The 19,218-nt window shown below is 72.4% G+C and carries 19 protein-coding genes; 5 read left to right on the top strand and 14 right to left on the bottom strand.

Going from position 1 to position 19,218, the window contains the following annotated elements; genetic code table 11:
• Nucleotides 1-100: 100 nt before the first annotated feature.
• A complete protein-coding gene (locus ABT123_RS14395; protein WP_351313215.1) occupies nucleotides 101-403 on the top strand; it encodes a hypothetical protein in 303 nt (100 codons plus the stop codon).
• 156 nt (nucleotides 404-559) lie between these two features.
• Here the strand turns inward: ABT123_RS14395 and ABT123_RS14390 are convergent, their stop codons facing one another.
• On the bottom strand, nucleotides 560-751 hold the full coding sequence (locus ABT123_RS14390; protein WP_351313213.1) for a hypothetical protein: 192 nt from the start codon (nucleotides 749-751) through the stop codon (nucleotides 560-562).
• A gap of 182 nt (nucleotides 752-933) precedes the next feature.
• Nucleotides 934-1,179 (bottom strand): DUF8836 family protein, encoded by a 246-nt coding sequence (locus tag ABT123_RS14385; RefSeq protein WP_351313211.1) that lies wholly within the window; start codon nucleotides 1,177-1,179, stop codon nucleotides 934-936.
• A gap of 207 nt (nucleotides 1,180-1,386) precedes the next feature.
• Between ABT123_RS14385 and ABT123_RS14380 the strand changes: the two genes are divergently transcribed.
• Nucleotides 1,387-2,577, top strand: a complete 1,191-nt coding sequence (locus ABT123_RS14380) for a serine/threonine-protein kinase (RefSeq protein ID WP_351313480.1) — start codon at nucleotides 1,387-1,389, stop codon at nucleotides 2,575-2,577.
• A gap of 37 nt (nucleotides 2,578-2,614) precedes the next feature.
• Here the strand turns inward: ABT123_RS14380 and ABT123_RS14375 are convergent, their stop codons facing one another.
• From ABT123_RS14375 to ABT123_RS14340, 8 genes are all read right to left on the bottom strand, one after another.
• Nucleotides 2,615-3,433: a TrmH family RNA methyltransferase gene (locus ABT123_RS14375; protein WP_351313209.1), complete on the bottom strand. Its 819-nt coding sequence runs from the start codon at nucleotides 3,431-3,433 to the stop codon at nucleotides 2,615-2,617.
• Between the two features lie 55 nt (nucleotides 3,434-3,488).
• The gene (gene cobA / locus ABT123_RS14370) at nucleotides 3,489-4,715 is read right to left on the bottom strand and encodes a uroporphyrinogen-III C-methyltransferase (protein WP_351313207.1); all 1,227 of its coding nucleotides are present in this window, start codon (nucleotides 4,713-4,715) and stop codon (nucleotides 3,489-3,491) included.
• A gap of 171 nt (nucleotides 4,716-4,886) precedes the next feature.
• The gene (gene cobT / locus ABT123_RS14365; protein ID WP_351313205.1) at nucleotides 4,887-8,078 is read right to left on the bottom strand and encodes a nicotinate-nucleotide--dimethylbenzimidazole phosphoribosyltransferase; all 3,192 of its coding nucleotides are present in this window, start codon (nucleotides 8,076-8,078) and stop codon (nucleotides 4,887-4,889) included.
• 289 nt (nucleotides 8,079-8,367) lie between these two features.
• Complete coding sequence (cbiE, locus tag ABT123_RS14360) at nucleotides 8,368-9,564, bottom strand: precorrin-6y C5,15-methyltransferase (decarboxylating) subunit CbiE (RefSeq protein WP_351313203.1); 1,197 nt, start codon at nucleotides 9,562-9,564, stop codon at nucleotides 8,368-8,370.
• Nucleotides 9,565-9,634: 70 nt separating this feature from the next.
• Nucleotides 9,635-10,318, bottom strand: a complete 684-nt coding sequence (locus ABT123_RS14355) for a GNAT family N-acetyltransferase (RefSeq protein ID WP_502970954.1) — start codon at nucleotides 10,316-10,318, stop codon at nucleotides 9,635-9,637.
• A 173-nt stretch (nucleotides 10,319-10,491) separates the two neighbouring features.
• Nucleotides 10,492-11,355: a MetQ/NlpA family ABC transporter substrate-binding protein gene (locus tag ABT123_RS14350; RefSeq protein WP_351313199.1), complete on the bottom strand. Its 864-nt coding sequence runs from the start codon at nucleotides 11,353-11,355 to the stop codon at nucleotides 10,492-10,494.
• 86 nt (nucleotides 11,356-11,441) lie between these two features.
• Nucleotides 11,442-12,128, bottom strand: coding sequence for a methionine ABC transporter permease (locus ABT123_RS14345; protein WP_351313197.1), 687 nt, complete (start codon nucleotides 12,126-12,128; stop codon nucleotides 11,442-11,444).
• Complete coding sequence (locus ABT123_RS14340; RefSeq protein ID WP_351313195.1) at nucleotides 12,125-13,177, bottom strand: methionine ABC transporter ATP-binding protein; 1,053 nt, start codon at nucleotides 13,175-13,177, stop codon at nucleotides 12,125-12,127. The genes ABT123_RS14345 and ABT123_RS14340 overlap by 4 nt, the downstream gene beginning before the upstream one ends.
• A gap of 528 nt (nucleotides 13,178-13,705) precedes the next feature.
• Between ABT123_RS14340 and ABT123_RS14335 the strand changes: the two genes are divergently transcribed.
• A complete protein-coding gene (locus ABT123_RS14335) occupies nucleotides 13,706-14,074 on the top strand; it encodes a hypothetical protein (protein ID WP_351313193.1) in 369 nt (122 codons plus the stop codon).
• On the top strand, nucleotides 14,067-14,513 hold the full coding sequence (locus ABT123_RS14330; protein WP_351313191.1) for a hypothetical protein: 447 nt from the start codon (nucleotides 14,067-14,069) through the stop codon (nucleotides 14,511-14,513). The genes ABT123_RS14335 and ABT123_RS14330 overlap by 8 nt, the downstream gene beginning before the upstream one ends.
• On the opposite strand, the gene ABT123_RS14325 is transcribed toward ABT123_RS14330, so the two are convergent.
• The 3 genes from ABT123_RS14325 to ABT123_RS14315 form a co-directional block, all read right to left on the bottom strand.
• Entirely contained in the window at nucleotides 14,503-15,009 is a 507-nt protein-coding gene (locus tag ABT123_RS14325) for a GNAT family N-acetyltransferase (protein WP_351313190.1), read from the bottom strand. The two genes, ABT123_RS14330 and ABT123_RS14325, sit on opposite strands and share 11 nt — an antisense overlap.
• 37 nt (nucleotides 15,010-15,046) lie before the next feature.
• Nucleotides 15,047-15,565, bottom strand: coding sequence for a sigma-70 RNA polymerase sigma factor region 4 domain-containing protein (locus tag ABT123_RS14320; RefSeq protein ID WP_351313188.1), 519 nt, complete (start codon nucleotides 15,563-15,565; stop codon nucleotides 15,047-15,049).
• 73 nt (nucleotides 15,566-15,638) lie between these two features.
• Nucleotides 15,639-16,814 (bottom strand): glycerophosphodiester phosphodiesterase, encoded by a 1,176-nt coding sequence (locus ABT123_RS14315; RefSeq protein WP_351313478.1) that lies wholly within the window; start codon nucleotides 16,812-16,814, stop codon nucleotides 15,639-15,641.
• 265 nt (nucleotides 16,815-17,079) lie between these two features.
• Here ABT123_RS14315 and ABT123_RS14310 point away from each other — a divergent pair, with 265 nt between their 5' ends.
• A complete protein-coding gene (locus ABT123_RS14310) occupies nucleotides 17,080-17,712 on the top strand; it encodes a lysophospholipid acyltransferase family protein (protein WP_351313186.1) in 633 nt (210 codons plus the stop codon).
• Nucleotides 17,713-17,716: 4 nt separating this feature from the next.
• Here the strand turns inward: ABT123_RS14310 and ABT123_RS14305 are convergent, their stop codons facing one another.
• A complete protein-coding gene (locus ABT123_RS14305; RefSeq protein WP_351313185.1) occupies nucleotides 17,717-19,192 on the bottom strand; it encodes a membrane-associated oxidoreductase in 1,476 nt (491 codons plus the stop codon).
• Between the last annotated feature and the right edge of the window lie 26 nt (nucleotides 19,193-19,218).

The raw sequence follows: 19,218 nt of genomic DNA, 5'->3' as shown, positions 1-19,218 counted from the left end.
GCTCGGTCACATGTCCCCCCGGGTTCCTTCGGTCCACACTCCCTGCGGATCGTACGCGCGCCCCTCAGGCGGCGGCCCGGAGAGGCCCTACGCTGCGGGAATGGACGTGGAACCGGACGAACCGGACCCGGAGCCCGATGCAGACCTGGCCGGGCTGAGCCGCGAGGAGCTCGTGGCCGAGGTGGTGCGCCTGCGGAACGGGATCCGCACCCATCGCGACAGCACCGGCCACGAGCTCTGCTGGCACCACCCCCGACTGTGGGGCCTGCTCCCCGAACGCGTCCCCCCGGCGGTGGCGGTACCCCCCTGGCCGCGCTTCCTCCGCGGCTGCGTCAGCTACCGCGAGTCCCTGGACCGCCAGCTCCCCCACGCACCGGTCCACGACCGCGAGTACGAGCCCTAGGCCCTCCCGGGCGGCGAAGACAAAAAGGGTGCCGGCCTTGCGACTCCCCAGTCGCAAGGACAGCACCCTTTCACTGCCGTCCGCCGTACCCCCGTCCCCACGGGGTTGTTCGGCGATGTTTTGGCCCGGGCCGCTCTCCCGGACCTGAGGCGCCGCTCAGCGCCCCAGCAACGCGCTCACGGACGACGCTTGTGTCACCACCTGGTCCCAGCCGCCGAACAGCACGACCAGGAGGGTGGCCAGGGGAAGCACCATGGCCGCGGCCACCAATGGGTGGCGCGTACCGGAGGCGGACTGGTGCGCGTTGAACGCGAATGTCTTGCGTCCCTGCTCTGCGCGGTCCGACATGATCCTCTCCCTGGGGTTGGCAGCGGCGGGCGTGTGACCTCGGGGGACGAGTTAGCCACCCGCCGCTTGTGTTCAACCTTAGGAGCGCTGGAACGCCAGGTCCTCATGCCTGTGGACCCTTTGCCGGGCCTCCAGGAGGATGACGGGCGCACCCTGCGCCTACTCCCCTGGTTGGAGACCCGTCACTCCGCCTGGGGGTCTTCCCGGAGGGGTCCCCCCGGAACGGGTTGCTCCACCAGCGCCAGGACACGATTGGCCATAAAGCGCGCTGTGCGCACCGCCTGACCACTCCGAGTGACTTCGCTCACTTCCACCACTCCCCTGCGGACCGCAGTCTCCACCCTGCGCCCCGCCCTGGTGGCCACCACGTCGTACGTCCGCGTCGTGTCTCCCGCGTCCACGACGATCTCGACCCTGTCGCCTTTCATCGCCAATCCCCCTTATGCGATGGACTCTTGACAGCTCAGCGGCCCTGAAAGGCCCCCCGCACGGGGATTTCTGAGCACCCCTCAAGTGTCCCATCCCGCACTGACAATCGAATCTCCCGACGAGGGCGCGGCCTCTGAGCGCACATGCCGGATCGTCCGTAAGCTGTGCCACGTCAACAGGACGACCGGTCAGTCAGCGGGGTGGACATGGCGATGATGCGGCTCCGGCGCGAGGACCCGCGTGTCGTCGGCTCGTTCAGGCTGCACCGACGGCTCGGTGCCGGCGGAATGGGCGTGGTCTACCTGGGCTCGGACCGGCGCGGGCAGCGCGTCGCGCTCAAGGTGATCCGGCCGGATCTGGCCGAGGACCAGGAGTTCCGCTCCCGGTTCGCCCGCGAGGTGTCCGCCGCCCGCCGGATCCGCGGCGGCTGCACGGCCCGCCTGGTGGCCGCCGACCTGGAGGCCGAGCGGCCCTGGTTCGCCACCCAGTACGTCCCCGGGCCCTCCCTGCACGACCGGGTGGCCGAGGAAGGCCCGCTCACCGCCGCGCAGATCGCCGCCGTCGGCGCCGCGCTCTCCGAGGGGCTGGTCGCCGTACACGAAGCCGGTGTGGTGCACCGGGACCTCAAGCCCTCCAACATCCTGCTGTCGCCCAAGGGCCCGCGGATCATCGACTTCGGGATCGCCTGGGCCACCGGGGCGAGCACGCTGACCCATGTGGGCACGGCCGTCGGCTCCCCCGGATTCCTCGCCCCCGAGCAGGTCCGCGGCGCGGCCGTCACCCCGGCCACGGACGTGTTCGCGCTGGGTGCCACCCTCGCGTACGCCGCGACCGCCGACTCCCCGTTCGGCCACGGCAGTTCCGAGGTGATGCTGTATCGCGTGGTGCACGAGGAGCCGCACCTGCACGGGGTGCCGGACGCGCTGGCCCCGCTGGTACGGGCCTGCCTGGCCAAGGACCCGGAGGACCGGCCGAGCACCCTCCAGCTGTCCATGCGGCTGAAGGAGATCGCGGCCCGCGAGGCACAGGGGCTGACCGACGGGCGCCCGCCGGCCCAGCGGGCCAGGCCGGAACGCCCTCTGGACCGTCCCACCGAGCACGCCCGGCCCGCCCAGGCCGCCGACCACACCGAGCAGCGTACGGAGCGCCGGCCGGCCGGTACCCCGGCGCCGCGCCCGCAGGGCGGCCCGCAGTCCCGGCCGTCCTCACCGCGCAACCAGGGCCCTTCGTCCCGCCCGACGGCCGGCCGCACCGGCGGCCGGCCGGCCCCGCGCACCACCGGAGCGGGCCGCCGGCCCGCGCGCCCGGACCCGCGGCTGCTGCGTCAGCGCCTGATCGTGTTCGTCGTGGTCACCCTGATCGTGGCGTTGGGCATCGCCGCCGCGCAGAAGTTGTAGCGCGGCGGCCGGGGCGCGGCGGCCGGGGCGCCGTGGGTCAGGCGGGGGTGGCGGGACCGGCCACCGCGTAGAAGGCCACGGCCGCCGCCGCGCCCACGTTCAGCGAGTCCACTCCGTGCGCCATGGGGATGCGTACCCATTCGTCGGCGGCGACCAGGGCCTGCGTGGACAGGCCGTCACCCTCGGCGCCAAGCATCAGCGCCACCCGCTCCAGGCCCTGCGGGGCCGCCTGGTCGATCGGGGAGGCCTTCTCGTGCGGGGTGAGGGCGAGCAGCTTGAACCCGGCCTCGCGGACCGAGTCCAGGCTCCTGGGCCAGGCCTCCAGCCGGGCGTACGGGACGGAGAACACGGCCCCCATGGAGACCTTCACCGACCGCCGGTACAGCGGATCGGCGCAGTCCGGGGACAGCAGCACGGCGTCCATGCCGAGCGCGGCGGCGCTGCGGAAGATCGCGCCGATGTTGGTGTGGTCGTTGACCGCCTCCATGACGACCACCCGGCGGGTGGTGGACAGGAGTTCCTCCGCCGTCGGCAGCGGCTTGCGCTGCATGGAGGCGAGCGCGCCCCGGTGCACGTGGTAGCCGGTGACCCGCTCGGCGAGCTCCGGGCTGACCGCGTACACGGGGGCCGGGAGCTCGTCGATGACGTCCCGCATGACGTCGACCCACTTGGCGGACAGCAGCATCGAGCGCATCTCGTACCCGGCGCTCTTGGCCCGTCTGATGACCTTCTCGCCCTCGGCGATGAACAGGCCCTCGGCCGGTTCGCGGCGGCGCCGGAGTTCGACGTCGGTCAGGCCCGTGTAGTCGCGCAGGCGCGGGTCGTCGGGGTCCTCGACGGTGATGAGATCAGCCACAGGGTGATACTGCCTTGTCCTGGGTGTGGTGCCAACGGCTCGGGTCGGTTGGTGGTCAGTTACCGGCGTGAACCGTCACGACGTCACCGATGACGATGACGGCGGGCGGCCGTACCTCTTCCGCGCGGACCCGCTCGCCGACGGTGGCCAGCGTGGCGTCCACCCGGCGCTGGGTGGCGGTGGTGCCCTCCTGGACGACGGCGACCGGGGTGTCGGCGGACTTGCCGTGCCGGACGAGGGCCTCGGCGATGGAGCCGATCTTGTCCACGCCCATCAGGATCACCAGGGTGCCGGTGAGCTTGGCGAGGGAGGCCCAGTCGACGAGCGAGCGCGGGTCCTCGGGGCCGACGTGGCCGCTGACCACGGTGAACTCGTGGGCGACGCCCCGGTGGGTGACCGGGATGCCGACCGCGCCCGGCACGGAGATGGAGCTGGAGATGCCGGGCACCACGGTGCACGGGATGCCGGCCTCGGCGAGCGCCTGGAGCTCCTCCATGCCACGGCCGAAGACGTACGGGTCCCCGCCCTTGAGCCGGACCACGTTCCGGCCGGCCTTGGCGTGCTCGATCAGTGCCTGGTTGATGGCCTCCTGGGCCATGAAGCGGCCGTACGGGATCTTCGCCGCGTCGATGACCTCGACGTGCGGCGGGAGTTCGGCGAGCAGGTCGCGGGGGCCGAGCCGGTCGGCGATGACCACGTCCGCCTGGGCAAGGAGGCGGCGCCCGCGGACGGTGATCAGGTCCGGGTCGCCCGGGCCGCCGCCGACGAGCGCGACGGAGCCGGCGCCCTGACCTGCGGCGCGGCGGTGGGCGGGGGCGGTCAGGGTGCCGTCGCGCAGGCCCTCGACGACGGCGTCGCGGACGGCGGCCGAGCGGCGCGGGTCGTTCCCGGTGAGCACGGCCACGGTCACGCCCTCGCTGCGGCCGGTGGCCGGGGTCCAGGCGGTGGCGGCGGAGGCGTCGTCGGCCCGGACGCACCAGACGCGCTCGCGCTCGGCCTCGGCGGAGGCCTGCTGGTTGACCTCGCGGTGCTGGGTGGCGATCAGGGCGTACCAGGCGCCGGCGAGGTCGCCGTCCTGATAGCGGCGGCGCTCCCAGCGGATCTCGCCGGTCTCGGCCATCGCGTCCACGGACGGGGTGGCGGACGGGGAGATCAGCAGCACGTCGGCACCGGCCGCGACAAGGGCGGGCAGCCGGCGCTGGGCGACCTGGCCGCCGCCGATGACGACGACGCGGCGACCGGCGAGACGGAGCCCTACGGGGTAGGCGGGGGTGTCGGCCATGGCGGTGCGGCTCCTGAAGCGGCGAGGGGTCGTGCCGCTGCGGCGCTGGAGCGGCGGGGGTACTGACGTGCAGGTTTCTGTGCGGGTCCACGATAAGGCCCCGGCGGGGCGGGGGTGTGGCCCGGGCCCGCCCCCGGCCCCGCGGGTCCGGACCACACCCCCGCGCAGCGGCTACTTCTCGGTGACTCCGGCCGAGTCGAACGTGGCGACCTCGTGCATCGCGCGGGCCGCGCTCTGCACCAGCGGCAGCGCCAGCAGCGCGCCCGTGCCCTCGCCCAGGCGGAGGTCAAGGTCGACCAGCGGGCGCAGGCCCAGCTTGTTCAGGGCCGCCACATGGCCCGGCTCCGCACTGCGGTGCCCCGCAATGCACGCCGACAGCGACTCCGGAGCGATCGCGCGCGCCACCAGCGCCGCCGCGCCGGCCGAGACGCCGTCCAGGATCACCGGCGTACGGAGCGAAGCCGCGCCCAGGATCAGGCCGACCATCGCCGCGTGCTCCAGGCCGCCGATGGCCGCCAGGACGCCGATCGGGTCGGTGGGGTCGGGCTGGTGCAGCTCCAGCGCCCGGCGGACCACCTCGACCTTGCGGGCGTGGGTCTCGTCGTTGATGCCGGTACCGCGGCCGGTGACCTCCGCCGGGTCCACGCCCGTGAAGACCGAGATCAGGGCCGCGGACACGGTGGTGTTCGCGATGCCCATCTCGCCCGTCAGCAGGCCCTTGTTGCCGGCCGCGACCAGGTCGCGGGCGGTCTCGATGCCCACCTCGATGGCCGCGACGGCCTCCTCCCGGCTCATCGCCGGGCCGGTGGACAGGTCGGCCGTACCGGGCCGGACCTTCCGGGGAAGGAGGCCGGGGGTGGCGGGCAGGTCGCCGGCCACGCCCACGTCGATCACGCAGACCTCGGCGCCGACCTGGTTGGCGAAGGCGTTGCAGACCGCACCGCCGCCGAGGAAGTTCGCCACCATCTGCGAGGTGACTTCCTGGGGCCAGGGGGTGACCCCCTGCGCGTGGACACCGTGGTCGCCCGCGAAGATCGCGACCGCGGCCGGCTCCGGAATGGGCGGCGGGCAGACCCGCGACAGGCCGGCCAGTTGGGCGGAGATGATCTCCAGCATGCCGAGCGCCCCTGCGGGCTTCGTCATCCGCTTCTGGCGCTCCCAGGCCTCGCCGAGCGCCTTGGCGTCCAGCGGCCGGATGCCGGAGACGGTCTCGGTGAGCAGGTCGTGCGGCTCCTCGCCGGGCAGCGCGCGGCGGCCGTAGGTCTCCTCGTGGACCACCCAGGACAGCGGCCGGCGCTTGGACCAGCCGGCCTGCATCAGCTCGGGTTCGTCCGGGAACTCGTCCACGTAGCCGACGCACAGGTACGCGACCACTTCGAGGTGCTCGGGCAGGCCGAGGGTGCGGACCATCTCGCGCTCGTCGAAGAAGCTGACCCAGCCGACGCCGAGGCCCTCGGCGCGGGCGGCGAGCCAGAGGTTCTCGACGGCGAGGGCCGAGGAGTACGGGGCCATCTGCGGCTGGGTGTGCCGGCCGAGGGTGTGCCGGCCGCCGCGGGTCGGATCGGCGGTGACCACGATGTTCACCGGCGTGTCGAGGATGGCCTCGATCTTCATTTCCTTGAACTGCTTCGCCCGGCCCTTGGGCAGCGACTTGGCGTACGCCTCGCGCTGGCGCTCGGCGAGCTCGTGCATGGTGCGCCGGGTTTCGGCGGACCGGATGACCACGAAGTCCCAGGGCTGGGAGTGGCCGACGCTGGGGGCGGTGTGAGCGGCTTCGAGGACGCGCAGCAGCACCTCGTGCGGGATGGGGTCGGTGCGGAAGCCGTTGCGGATGTCGCGCCGCTCGCGCATGACGCGGAGTACGGCTTCCCGCTCGGCGTCGGCGTAGCCGGGGGCGGGCTCGCCCGCCTGGGGCTGGGGCGCCTCCTCGGCCGGGGCGGGCTGGGCGGCCGGCTGCGGTTCCGGCTCGGCTTCGGCGGCGGGCGTCAGGTAGGGGTCGGGCCCAAGGAGCTCGACGGCCTCGACCTCCTCGACGCTCTCGACGGCCTGCACGGTCTCAACGGTCTCGATGACCTCGACGGCCTCGACTGTCTCGATGACCTCGGCGGTCTCGACGGCCTCGGCGGGCTCGGGCTGGGCCGGCTCCGGCTCCGGAACGACCGGGGCCGCCGGCGCTTCGGGTACCTCGGCCACGACAGGGGCGGGGGCGGCCGGCTGCTCCTCCGGTGCGGCCACGGACTCGGGCTCGGCCGGGGCGTCCGTGAGGTCCAGTGCGGGGGGTTCCTCGTCCCCGGCCTCGGGCTCCGTCTCGGCCACGGCCTCCGCCGGCTCCGGGACCTCGGCAACCGGCTCCGAGGCCGCCACCGGCTCCGGGCCCGGCTCGGGCATGGCCGGCAGGGGCTCGGGGGCGATGTCCGTGGGGAGCAGGCCGCCGGCTTCGGCGGGGGGCTCGGCGGCCATCTGCCCGGCCGGCACGGCCGAGCTCAGCAGGCCGCCGGCCTCGGGGGCCGGCTGCGGAGCCACGGCCGGCTCGGCGGGTTCGGCCGGCTCGGCGGGCGGCTCCGGCTGGACCTCGGCGGCCGGGTGGGACTCCGCCAACAGCGGCTCGGGGGCCTGCACCACCGTTTCTACAGGGGCCGCCACCGGCTGCACCGCGGGCTCGGCCACAGGCAGAACCTCAGGCTCCACCGACGGCTGTACTGCCAGCCAGGGCGTGCCCGTCTGAACCGGGATGTCCAGGTACTCGGGGCCGGGCTGCACCTGCGGCTGCGGCGCGACCGGCGCCGGAGCCTGCACGGGGACCTGGGCCGGAGCGGCCACGGGGGCCGGAGCCGGGACCTGGGCCGGGACCTGGGCCGGGCCGCGGTCGGCGAGGGACCGTACGACTCCGCCGGTGGCATCCGGGACCGGCGGACCCATGTGCAGCGGACGCCGGGCCGGCGGAACCGCCCCGGGCACCGGCGCGACGGGCGGCGGCACCCGCAGGCCGCTGAGGTCGATGGAGCCGGAGTCCCGGCCGCCCGCCTCGTGCGCGCCGTCCGCGTAGGGAGCCTCCGCGTACCCGGATTCGGCGTACGGGGCTTCCGCGTACGGAGTTTCTGCGTACGGAGTTTCGACGTAAGGGGTTTCGACATACCCCTCGACCGGGTAAGCCGGAACCGGCGGTACCACCTGCGGGTCGCTCCACGAGCCCTGACCGCTGGGCATCAGCAGCAGCTCGTCCTCGTCCTCGCCGGGGTTGTCCGCAAGGTCCTGGAAGGCGTAGGCGCCCGGCGCCGGGACCGGCGCGGGGATGCCCTGCTGCTCCGCCATGCCCGCGTTGTCCGGAAGGCCCTCGCCCGGAACCTGGCCGGTGTCGGTCATGCGTACCCCTCGCCCATCGGTTGTGCTTCGTCCGTCGCCCGGAGCCCGTAGGACAGGCCAGGACCGGCGAGTCGAACGAGCGCGGTCGCCGTGCGGCACGAACACCTCACGTACCCCGCCGCCGACAACCACTAAGCATTGTCGCGCTCGTTCGCCACCGTGGCGGCCATTACCGCCCCGGTCCGCTGTGGACTGCGCCACGTCGCGCGTCCTCCGGTACCGCCGTAGCCCAAAAGTCCTGAAGGTCCTGGGCAGTACGACGATCGGCCAGCCTACCCGGGCGGGGCGGCTAGCGGGGCACGGGGCGGGCGGCGGCGAGCAGGAAGACGACCGACCGGTCCTGTTCTGCCCAGGTCGCGGTGTCCAGGCCGAGGGACTGGAGGAGGGCGCATTCGACGTCGTACCCGCGTCCGTTCAGGGCACGTCCGATGGCCTCGGCCTCGTCGCGGGTGGAGGCGTGGGTGACGATCCGTTCGGGACGGCGGTCGGCGCAGGCCTCGACCACCGGGGCGCCCCCGCCGCCGATGCGGACGACATCGGGTTCGGGCAGGGACTCGAGGACGTGCGGGGCGGTGCCGTGGACGGCCTGGAGCTGTACTCCGCGCTTGCGGGCGGCGGCAGTTGTGCGTTCGCAAGCGTCCCCGTCGGCGTCCACGGCGATGACGGCGGCACCGAAGGCGGCAGCGTCCACGGCGAGGGCGCCGGAGCCGGAGCCGATGTCCCACAGCAGGTCGCCGGGGCGCGGGCCGAGGCGGGCGAGCTGGGCGGCGCGCAGCTGGGCGGAACCGCCCTCGGTGGCGTCCGGCTCGGGCCGGGCCCAGCCCCGGGGGGCGTCGGCGGCGGGGTGGCCGAGGAGCCAGCCGGCTTCGGTGGCGACCTGTCCGGCGCCTCCGATGACGATGACGACGTTGGGGTCGCGCCAGTTGTGGTCGGCGGCCTTGTCCGAGGTGAGAACGGTCACCTGTTCGTTGTCGGTGCCGAGCTCCTCGCAGATGACGAAGGTGCGGTGGACCCCGTCGAGGAGCAGTGCGAGTTCGGCGGGCCCGGCTCCGGGCGAGGTGAGGACGGCGACCTTGGCGTTCGCGCGGCAGACGTTGACGGCGCGGCGCAGGGTGCGGCGCTGGGCGACGACGACCTGGGCGTCGTCCCAGGGCATGCCGGCCCGGGCGAAGGCGGCGGCGACGGAGGAGACGGCGGGGACGACTTCCACTTCGAGGCCGTGTTCGGGCGCGCGGAGGGTGCGTACGACGCCGAAGAAGCCGGGGTCGCCGTCGGCAAGGACGACGGCGGTGCCGCGGTGTCCGGCGATGCGGCGGGCGGCGAGGCCGATGCTGCCGAGGCGGATCCTTTCGGCGGCGGGCGGGATCTCGGGGAGTGCGAGGTGGTGGGCGGCGCCGGCCACCAGGGTGGCGGCGGAGAGCGCGGACCTGGCGGCAGCGGTGAGGGGCGATCCGTCCCAGCCGATCACCGTGACCCGGTCGGCCATCGTCGTCAGTCTCCTGATCCTGGGGGTGGGGGGAGGAGGCGTGGGCAAGTGAGACTACCCGGTCATCGGTTCAGTTCCAGTCGGTGGATACGGCGTAGCCTCCGGCTTCGGCCATCTGGCCGCCGTAGCCGTCCCCGTATCCGTCGCCGTACTCGTCGAGCCCTTCGAGGTCCTCGGGGACCAGGCTCCAGACGATCAGGTCGGTGCGGGTCTCGGCCCACTGGCCGTCCTCTGCCTGGGTGCGCACTATCCAGGCGTTGCGCAGGACGCCTTCACTGATGCAACCGATCTTCTGGGCCACCTGCTGGGAGGCGGTGTTGTCGGCGGCGGTGCGCAGTTCGAGGCGTTCGAAGCCCTGGTCGCGGAAGAGCCACTGGGCGACGGCGAGGACGGACTCGCTGGCGTAGCCCTCGCCCCGGGCCCAGGGGGCGGTGACGTAGCCGACCTCGGTGGCGCGGGTGCGCCAGTTGGTGTTCTGCAGGTGGACCACCCCGACCAGGCGCTGGGTGAGGAACTCGGTGACGGCGAAGACGATGCCGCGGCCCTCGGCGCGTTCGGCGTGGGCCTGGCGGGTGGCCCAGCGGTAGGCGTCGGCGTGGGTGTAGGGGTGCGGCACGGAGGTCCAGGCCGTGATGAGTTCGTCGTTCATCATCTCGGCGAGCGCGGCGACATCGGCTTCCTCGAAGGGGCGCAGCACCAGCCGGTCCGTGCTGATGGAGACGTCCGGGAAGGTGGTAGTCATGCGCAGCTCCATGCCTGAGACGGTGGTGCGGGACCGTTTGTGCGGGCCGTAGAGCCACAGCATGCAGCATCGGCGCTCGGATGTGCATGGCCGGGCCCCGCGCCCCCGTTGCGGGGATGCGGGGCCGGTGCCGTGCGGGTGCCCTGGGGGTGTCGTGCGTGTGTCCCGGAGGGCCCCGGAATGTGTCAGGACTGGGACTGCGGGGCGCCGAAGGCCGCGGCGACCGAGCCGTCGTACTTGTCCTCGATGAACTTCTTGACCTCGGGCGAGTTCAGGAGCTTGGCGAGCTTCTGGATCCGCGGGTCGTTCTCGTTGCCCTTCTTCACGGCGAGGAAGTTGGCGTACGGGTTGCCCTCGGCCTTCTCCAGGGCCAGGGCCTGCTCCTTGGGCTTGAGGTCGGCCTCGATGGCGTAGTTGCCGTTGATCACGGCGGCGTCGACCTCGCCGAGGGCGCGCGGCAGCGTGGCGGCCTCCAGCTCCTTGAACTTCAGGCCCTTGGCGTCGGTGATGTCGGAGAGCTTGGCGGTGGAGCCGACGCCTTCCTTGAGGGTGATCAGGCCGTTGGCGGCGAGGAGGTGGAGGGCGCGGCCCTCGTTGGTGTTGTCGTTCGGGACGGCGATGGTCTGGCCGGACTTGATGTCGGTCAGGGCCTTGGCCTTCTTGGAGTAGAGGCCGAGGGGCTCCAGGTGCACGTTGACGACCGGAACGATGGTGGTGCCGTTCTTGGCGTTGAAGTCGTCGAGGTACGGCTTGTGCTGGAAGTAGTTCGCGTCGACCTGGCCGTCCTGGGTGGCCTTGTTCGGCAGGACGTAGTCGGTGAACTCCTTCACGTCCAGCTTGAGGCCTTCCTTCGCCGCCAGGTTGTCCTTGACGAACTTCAGGACGTCGGCGTGCGGGGTCGGGGAGGCCGCGACGACGAGGGCCGCGTTGGTGTCGGTGCCGCCGGCCTTCTTGGCGGCCGGGTCCGAGGAGCTGCCGCAGGCGGTGAGGCCCAGGGCGAGCGCGGCGGTGGCGGCGGCGACAGCGGTGACCTTGGTGTTCTTGCGCACGAAGAGTGCCTCTTTCTTGGTGGTGCGGACATTGCCCGAGCACGACAAGTGCGGGCTTTGGGGGTGGAAAGTCCGGGGGTGGCGGGTCAGGCGGTCCGGCCGCGGCGGGCGAGCAGGCGTACGGCGCCGTCGCCGAGCAGCTGGATGGCGGTCACGATCACGATCAGCAGGGCGACGGTGGCGAGCATGAAGTCGCCTTCGAAGCGCTGGTAGCCGTAGGTGATCGCGAGGCTGCCGAGGCCTTCGCCGCCGACGGCTCCGGCGAGTGCCGAGTAGCCGATGAGCGCGATGACGGTGGTGGTGAGACCGGAGATCAGGGAGGGCAGTGCCTGGGGCAGCAGGACCTTCCACACGATGGTGGGGATGCCGCCGCCCATGGACTGGACGGCCTCGACGAGGCCGTGGTCGACCTCCCGGACCGCCGTCTCGACCAGGCGGGCGAAGAAGGGGATGGCGCCGATGGAGAGCGGCACGATCATCGCGGTGGGGCCGATGTAGGTGGGGACGCCGGTGAAGACGCCGATCACCCACTTGGTGACGGGGATCAGCCAGATCAGCAGAATGATGAACGGCATCGAGCGGCCGATGTTCACGACCACACCGAGAACTCGGTTGAAGGGACGGTTCTGCAGCAGCCCGCCCTTGTCGGTCAGGACCAGCAGGACACCGAGCGGGAGGCCGCCGAGGACGGTGACCACGGTGGCCCACAGGACCATGTAGAGGGTGTCGTAGGTGCCCTGGCTGAGCAGGGGCTGCATCTCGGACCAGGTCACTGGGCACCATCCTTGACGAGCTCGGCCAGCTCGGTGTCTGCGTCGTCGATGTCGATGACGTCGACCTGGAGGCCCTGCTCGCGCAGGAAGCCGACGGGCACCACGTTGTCCTCGTAGCGGCCGGGGAGCTCGATGCGCATCCGGCCGATCTGCTTGCCGCCGACGGTGTCCATGGCCGCGCCCAGGATCGAGATGTCGATGTTGTAGGTGCGGGCCAGCTGGGAGATGACCGGCTGGGTGGCGGTCTCGCCGTGGAAGGTCACGTCGATGACGGTCTGCTCGGCGGTGGTCGCGGAGCCGGTCAGCGGGAAGAGTTCGGCGGCGAGCTCGGAGCCGGGGGTGGCGAGCAGCTCGGAGACGGTGCCGGATTCCACGACCCGCCCCTTCTTCATGAGGGCCGCGGAGTCGCAGATGGTCTTGACGACGTCCATCTCGTGCGTGATGAGCAGGACGGTCAGGCCGAGCTGCCGGTTGAGGTCGCGCAGCAGCGTCAGGATGGAGCGGGTGGTCTCGGGGTCCAGGGCGCTGGTGGCCTCGTCGGAGAGGAGCACCTTGGGTTCGCCGGCCAGGGCACGGGCGATGCCGACGCGCTGCTTCTGGCCGCCGGAGAGCTGGCCGGGGTAGGCCTTGGCCTTGTCGGCGAGGCCGACGAGGTCGAGGAGTTCCTGCGCCTTGCGGGAGCGCTCGCGGCCGGAGACCCCGAGGATCTCCAGGGGCAGCTCGATGTTGTCCTGGACGGTGCGCGAGGACAGCAGGTTGAAGTGCTGGAAGACCATGCCGATACGGCTGCGGGCCTCGCGGAGCTCCCGGCCGGCCCGACGGCCGCTGCCGGCCAGTGCGGTGAGGTCGACCCCGTCCACGGTGACGGTGCCGGAGGTGGGGCGTTCCAGCAGGTTCACGCACCGGATGAGCGAGGACTTGCCGGCGCCGCTCTGGCCGATGACTCCGTAGACCTCGCCCTCACGGACGTGGAGGTCCACGCCGTCCAGGGCGGTGACCTCGCGGCCACGGGACTGGTAGACCTTCGTGAGGCCCGATGTGGTGATCACAGGAATTCCGTCGCTGTCGAGTGCGCGGCGCGGCAGGCGGCCGGCACGGAACAAAACATCTGGGGGAACGCAGGCAGGAGCGGTCCGGGACGCGGACGGGCTCGGCCGAGGGTCTCGCTTCGGGGCGCGAGGCCAAGTGGGAGAAGGGGGCCCTCAGAAGGCGCACATTCGACACATACAACGAGCACCGGGCGTCATCATCGCCTCGGTCGCAAGGGTGCGGCTGCTCGTCGTGGTCATGGGCCCCAGTAAAGCAGAAGCACTCGCTCACCGATCAACGATGTCCGCTATACGGACGGATTGTGGCCGCATAGCGGACATCGGGGACGAGGCCGGCCGCCCGCCCGAGGACCGGACCCTCCCCCGTGACCTGCACGGATACCGCCGAAGGATCCCGTACCCCGCACTCCGCGACCGACCCGCCGACGGGATGCCATGTGGTCAAGACCACGCTCCCGCCGACCGGCGGCGAGGGGCGCGGCAAGGGGCGCGCGCATCGGGTTTTTCGCCCCGTAATACCCTCGCTGCATGCTCGACGCCCTGACCCTCGCCATCGGCGTGGCCTCACTCGCCCTCGCCGGCTGGTGCGGATTCGCCGCCTACCGGGACCAGCCGACCAAGGACTGGCACTTCATCGGCATGGCCGTGGTGACCCTGCTGGTGCTGGTGCAGCTGGTGATCGGGCTGGTGCGGCTGGCACAGGGCGAGAAGCCCGCCGACGGCGGCGTGATCTTCACGGCCTATCTGCTGGGCGCCTTCGCGGCGGTCCCGGCCGCCGGGATGCTCAGCCTGAGCGAGCGGACCAAGTGGGGCTCGGTGACGGTGGCCGCGGGCGCCGTCGTCCTCGCCGTCCTCGAAGTACGGCTCCACGACATCTGGGGAGGCACCGGTGCCTGAGGCGGAGGCGGACGCGAAGGTGGACGCGAAGGTGGAGCGCGCGCGGCTGGTGTCCGGGCCCGGGCTGCTGCTGGTCTGGCTGTACGGGGTGATGGTGGTGGGCGCGGTCTCGCGCTCGATCTACCAGATCTCCACCGAGTTCGACCGGGCGCCGCTGGCCTACGCCCTGTCCGCCGTGGCGGCGCTGGTCTACGCCTTCATCACGTACTCGCTGGTGCGCGGCGGGGAGAAGGCCCGCCGGGCGGCGCTGGTGTGCTGCGCCGCCGAGCTGGCCGGCGTCCTCGCCGTGGGGACCTGGACCCTGGTCCGGCCGAATGCCTTCCCGGACGCGACCGTGTGGTCGGAGTTCGGGATGGGCTACCTGTTCATCCCGGTGATCCTGCCGGTCACCGGGATGATGTGGCTCAGGAAGTCCCGCGCGGCGGAACCTACGCGCTGACCGCGTAGTCGGTGGGCAGGCCCGCGTCCTTCTCCAGGATGACGAGTTCCACGCCGTCCGAGGCGGTGCGACCGCCGACCGCGACGTAGCCCGCCTTCCGGTAGAGCCTCAGGTTGGACTCGCTCTTGCGGCCGGTGTGCAGCCGGTAGCGGGTGGTCTCGGAGCGGCCGGCCAGCTCCTGCTCCACGGCGCGCAGCAGCCGGGCGCCCAGGCCGTGGCCCTGCAGCCGCGGGTGGACGCAGAGCTTGGCGATCTTGCCGGTGCCGTCCTCGTCGGTGGAGCCGCGGACGGTGCCGACGACCTCCTCGCCGAGCCGGGCCACCAGTACCGTGTCCGCCGCGAGCTCCGCCTTGAGGGAGTCCAGGGACTGGGTGAGGGGCTGGATGCGGTAGTTGCCGTACAGCTCGGCCTCGCTCTGGAAGGCGAGGTACTGGAGCTTGAAGATCTGCTCCGCGTCGTCCTCGGCCGCCGCCGAAATGGTCACGCTCATGCCCATGTGCGCATGCCTCCTGCTCACCCGGTAGCCCTGTGGTCTACCGCTCCCTTCCCCGCAGGCCGGGAGCCGCAACCTCTACGGCCAGCATTCTGCGCAGACATCCCAGGCAACGGGAACGTATGGGCCCCAAACTTCCTTGTGAGATACCCAACTCTCCTGCGATTTCACGGTAGGTGAGGTCTCTGGGCGAAAGAAGTGCTCCCATCAGCTGTGGGCAGCGTCCGGGCAATCGGGCGACCGCCGATCGGAGGGCGCGGAGCTGTTCCCGGTCGAGCAGCCGCTGTTCGAACCCCGGCCCCTCGGGCTGGGCGCCGCCGACGAGGTCGGGCCGGTGTCCGTACGGGACCTCGCGGCGGGTCCGCCGCCGGGCCCGGCGGGCCTCGGCGCGGACGGCGCGGCGCAGCCAGCGGGCGGGCTCCACCGGCCGGACCGGGCCGCATTCCAGCAGCCGTACCCAGACGGCCTGTTCGAGATCGGCCGGCTCCACGCCGGCGGCCGGGGCCTCCGCGGCTGCCTCCGCGGAGAGCAGCGGCCCGAGTTCGTTCACGAGGTCCATGCCGGGCGGGACGCGGCGGTCGCGGCCGGCGGTTTCCCGCCCGGCCGCGACCCACCCGAACGGGAGGCTCCAGTTAGCGGTTGAGGGGGCGGCGGCCGGGGCGGAAGTCCTCGGCGGCGAGCAGTCCGGTGTCCGGGTTGTCGGTGAAGATCCCGTCGATGCCCTGTTCGAAGTAGCGGCGGTAGGCGCCGAAGACATCCCCGTAGGCGGCCGGGTCGGTGCCCTTGCGGTAGTCGGCGGGCAGGAAGCTGTTCTCGTTGCGCGCGGTCCAGGGGTGCAGGACCAGCCCGCGGGCGTGGGCGTCGCGGACGAGGGTGGTCGGCTCGCCCAGCTTGCCGCTCGCGTCCCTCGGGATGACCAGGTCGAGGGTGGGGCCGAGGCCCTGGGCGAACCCGGAGATCCACTTCAGGCCCTCGGGGGTGACCAGGTCGGCCACCGTGCGCGGGTCGCCGGCCTGGACGAAGTCCCAGGGGCGGGTGTGCGCGGCGGCCAGCAGCACCACCCGGGGCGAGGAGACCAGCCGGGCGAGGCGCTGCATGCTGGACGGCTCGAAGGACTGCAGGAACACGGCCGAATCCCGGCGGTCCCGCCCGTAGCGGCGCAGCAGCTTGGCGAGCGGCTCCTCCAGGCCGAGGCCGAGGGACCGGAAGTAGCTGGGGTGCTTGGTCTCCACGTGCAGCCAGACCCGCTTGCCGCGCCGGCGGCCCTCGCGGTCGGCCCAGCGCAGCACCTCCTCGAAGGTGGGCACGGCCCACCGGCCGTCGTAGAGGGTGTTGCGCGGGCGGACGGCGGGGATGCGTTCCTTGGCGCGCAGGGTCTTCAGCTCGGCCAGGGTGAAGTCCTCGGTGAACCAGCCGGTCACCGCGACCCCGTCCACGGACTTGGTGGTCCGGCGGGAGGCGAACTCGGGGTGGTCGGCGACATCCGTGGTGCCGCCGATCTCGTTCTCGTGCCGGCACACCAGGTGGCCGTCCCGGGTGGGCACCAGGTCCTGCTCCACCACGTCGGCGCCGAGGTCGAGGGCCAGCTGATAGGAGCCGAGGGTGTGCTCGGGCCGGTAGCCGCTGGCACCCCGGTGCCCGATGACCGTGGGGTACGGGAGCTCCCGGTAGCCGCCTTCGCCGTGCCGGCTCTCCGTCCCGTCGCCGGCCGCGGCGGCGGGAGCCGCCCCCATGCCGAGCGCGCTGCCGCCGGCCGCGAGCACCGCCGCCCCCAGTACCGTCCGCCGCGCTGCGCCGCCCTGTGTCATGAGCACGTCTCCCCATCGTCGGTAGCCCCTGATCGGCGCAGCGATGGTAGGCATTGGCGGGTGTCCACAGGGCCATCTGCGCCGGAACATGGCGGAAACCTGTGTCAACACGCGGTATCCATCCCGTGAACCCGATGTGCACGGGGCCGTGACCCGCGAGTATCGTCCACATCTGCACTGCCGCGGCGGTGCGCACCCGCTTGTCGACGCCGGAGGGCTCACGTTGTTCCGTACCGCGCTCATCAAAGCCACTGTCGGACCCGTCATGCGCATGCTGTTCCGCACCCGCGTGGAGGGAGTGGAGAACATCCCGGGCAACGGTCCGGTGATCCTCGCGGGCAACCACCTCACCTTCATCGACTCCATGATCCTCCCGCTGGTGTGCGACCGGACGGTCCACTTCATCGGCAAGGACGAGTACGTGACGGGCAAGGGTCTCAAGGGCCGCGCGATGGCCTGGTTCTTCACCGGCTCCGGCATGATCCCGGTCGACCGGGACGGTGCGAACGGCGGGGTCGCGGCGCTGATGACCGGTCGCCGGGTGCTCGAGGAAGGCAAGATCTTCGGTATCTACCCGGAGGGCACCCGCTCCCCCGACGGCCGCCTGTACCGGGGCCGCACCGGCATCGCCCGGCTGACCCTGATGACCGGCGCGCCGGTGGTCCCGTTCGCGATGATCGGCACCGACAAGCTCCAGCCGGGCGGCAAGGGCATGCCCCGCCCCGGCCGGGTCACCGTCCGCTTCGGCGACGCGATGGAGTTCTCCCGCTACGAGGGCATGGACCGGGACCGCTATGTCCTGCGCGCGGTCACCGACTCGGTGATGGCCGAGGTCATGCGGCTCTCCGGTCAGGAGTACGTCGACATGTACGCGACCAAGGCGAAGGCGGCGGCGTAGCCCGCTACTGGCGTCGGAGCGACCGGCTGACACCCGCCGCGGTGGTGGTGGCCAGGATCCAGCCCGTCACGATCAGCAGGTACGAGAGCCACTGCTGCCCGCCGGCGGGCGCGAAGGCCTGTTCCTGGCCGAAGCCGATGATCGGCAGCATCAGGTCCAGGGTGTAGAAGACCGGGTTGAACTCGGGCGCCTCGCCCGGTTTCAGCGGGCGCGGGTGCTTCAGCGCGTACACGACCGAGCCGGTGAGCAGCAGTGCCGCCAGCCAGCCCGCGGCCCGCATCGGACGGTATCCGTAGCCGACGGTGGCGTCCTGGAGCAGTCCCCAGGCGCGGGTGAGCCGGGGCAGGGTGCGGCGGTGCCGCCGGAGCCGGGCGAGCTGGACGGTGCGGGCGGCGGCCTCGTCGCCCACGGTGCGGTAGGCGGCGGCCAGCTGCTCGTAGGCGTACGGAAGGTAGCCGTCCTCCTCCCGCTCCAGCAGCGGCAGCCGTTTCTCCGCGGGCAGGGTGGGGTGCAGCACCCGGTAGGTGAGCCCGTCCATGCGGACCACCGGAGGCCAGACGGCGGGCTCGGCGTAGAGCATGTCCAGCTGGCTGCGGCGCAGGTTGACGATGCCGTCGATGGCGGCGCACTTGCGGAGCCAGAACTCGCCGATGGTGGCGCTGCTGGCGCGCAGCGCCACATGGCCGGGGTTGGCCAGACGGGCACGGCCGAGGAAGAGCTGACCGGGGATGCGGGCTCCGGTGAGGTTGATCATGCCCTCGGCCTCCAGGCGGTTGCCGCGCAGGTCGGTGCCGACGGAGAGGGTCTCGGCGTGCAGGGCCACGCCGCCCGGGTCGATCAGCCGGGCCCGGTCCAGGTTGATCTGGCCGGCGACGGTGGCGCCGTTGATACGGAGCTGGCCGTGGACGGTGAGCTCGTTGGCGATGATGTCGGTGCCTATGTCGGCGTGGTTGAGCTGGAGCGGGGGCTCGTCGGCCTCGTCGGGGATGCTGCCGGGCCGGATCACCGCCCCCTGAAGGAAGAGGCCACCGGCGATCTTGGCTCCGGCCAGCCGGACGGGTCCGTTGATCCGGCAGCAGGAGAGCCGGAGCACCACCTCCACCCGCACCGTGGCGGCAGTGAGGCCGGGCAGGGTGGAGTCGCCGAGAACGACGGCGCGCAGCTGGGCGCCGTACATCATGGGCTTGCGCTCGAACCAGCAGGCACGCAGCCGGATGGGGTGGTCGACCACGGCGTACTTGAGGTCGAGCTTGCCGGTGATCCTGGCCCCGTACAGCTTGAGGCCGGGAACCTGCCCGTCCTCGGCGGGCCCGCTGACCAGCAGGGTGCGCAGCACCTCGGCGCGCACGGTGCGGTCGGCGCCCCAGGAGGCGCCGTCCTCGGAGCTCTCGTCGGGGCTCTGCCGGAAGTCGACGCCCTCGCCGCGCGGGAAGGCGTCCCACACGCGGCGCTCTGCCGGGGTCAGGTCGGTGATCTCCATCGCCGGGATGGTGTCGCGCCCGTGAT

The organism is Streptomyces sp. NPDC002054, assembly GCF_040296685.1.
GTDB lineage: Bacteria > Actinomycetota > Actinomycetes > Streptomycetales > Streptomycetaceae > Streptomyces.
The sequence above is the reverse complement of the archived record's forward strand: the minus strand, read 5'-3'. Positions and strand labels throughout refer to the sequence as shown.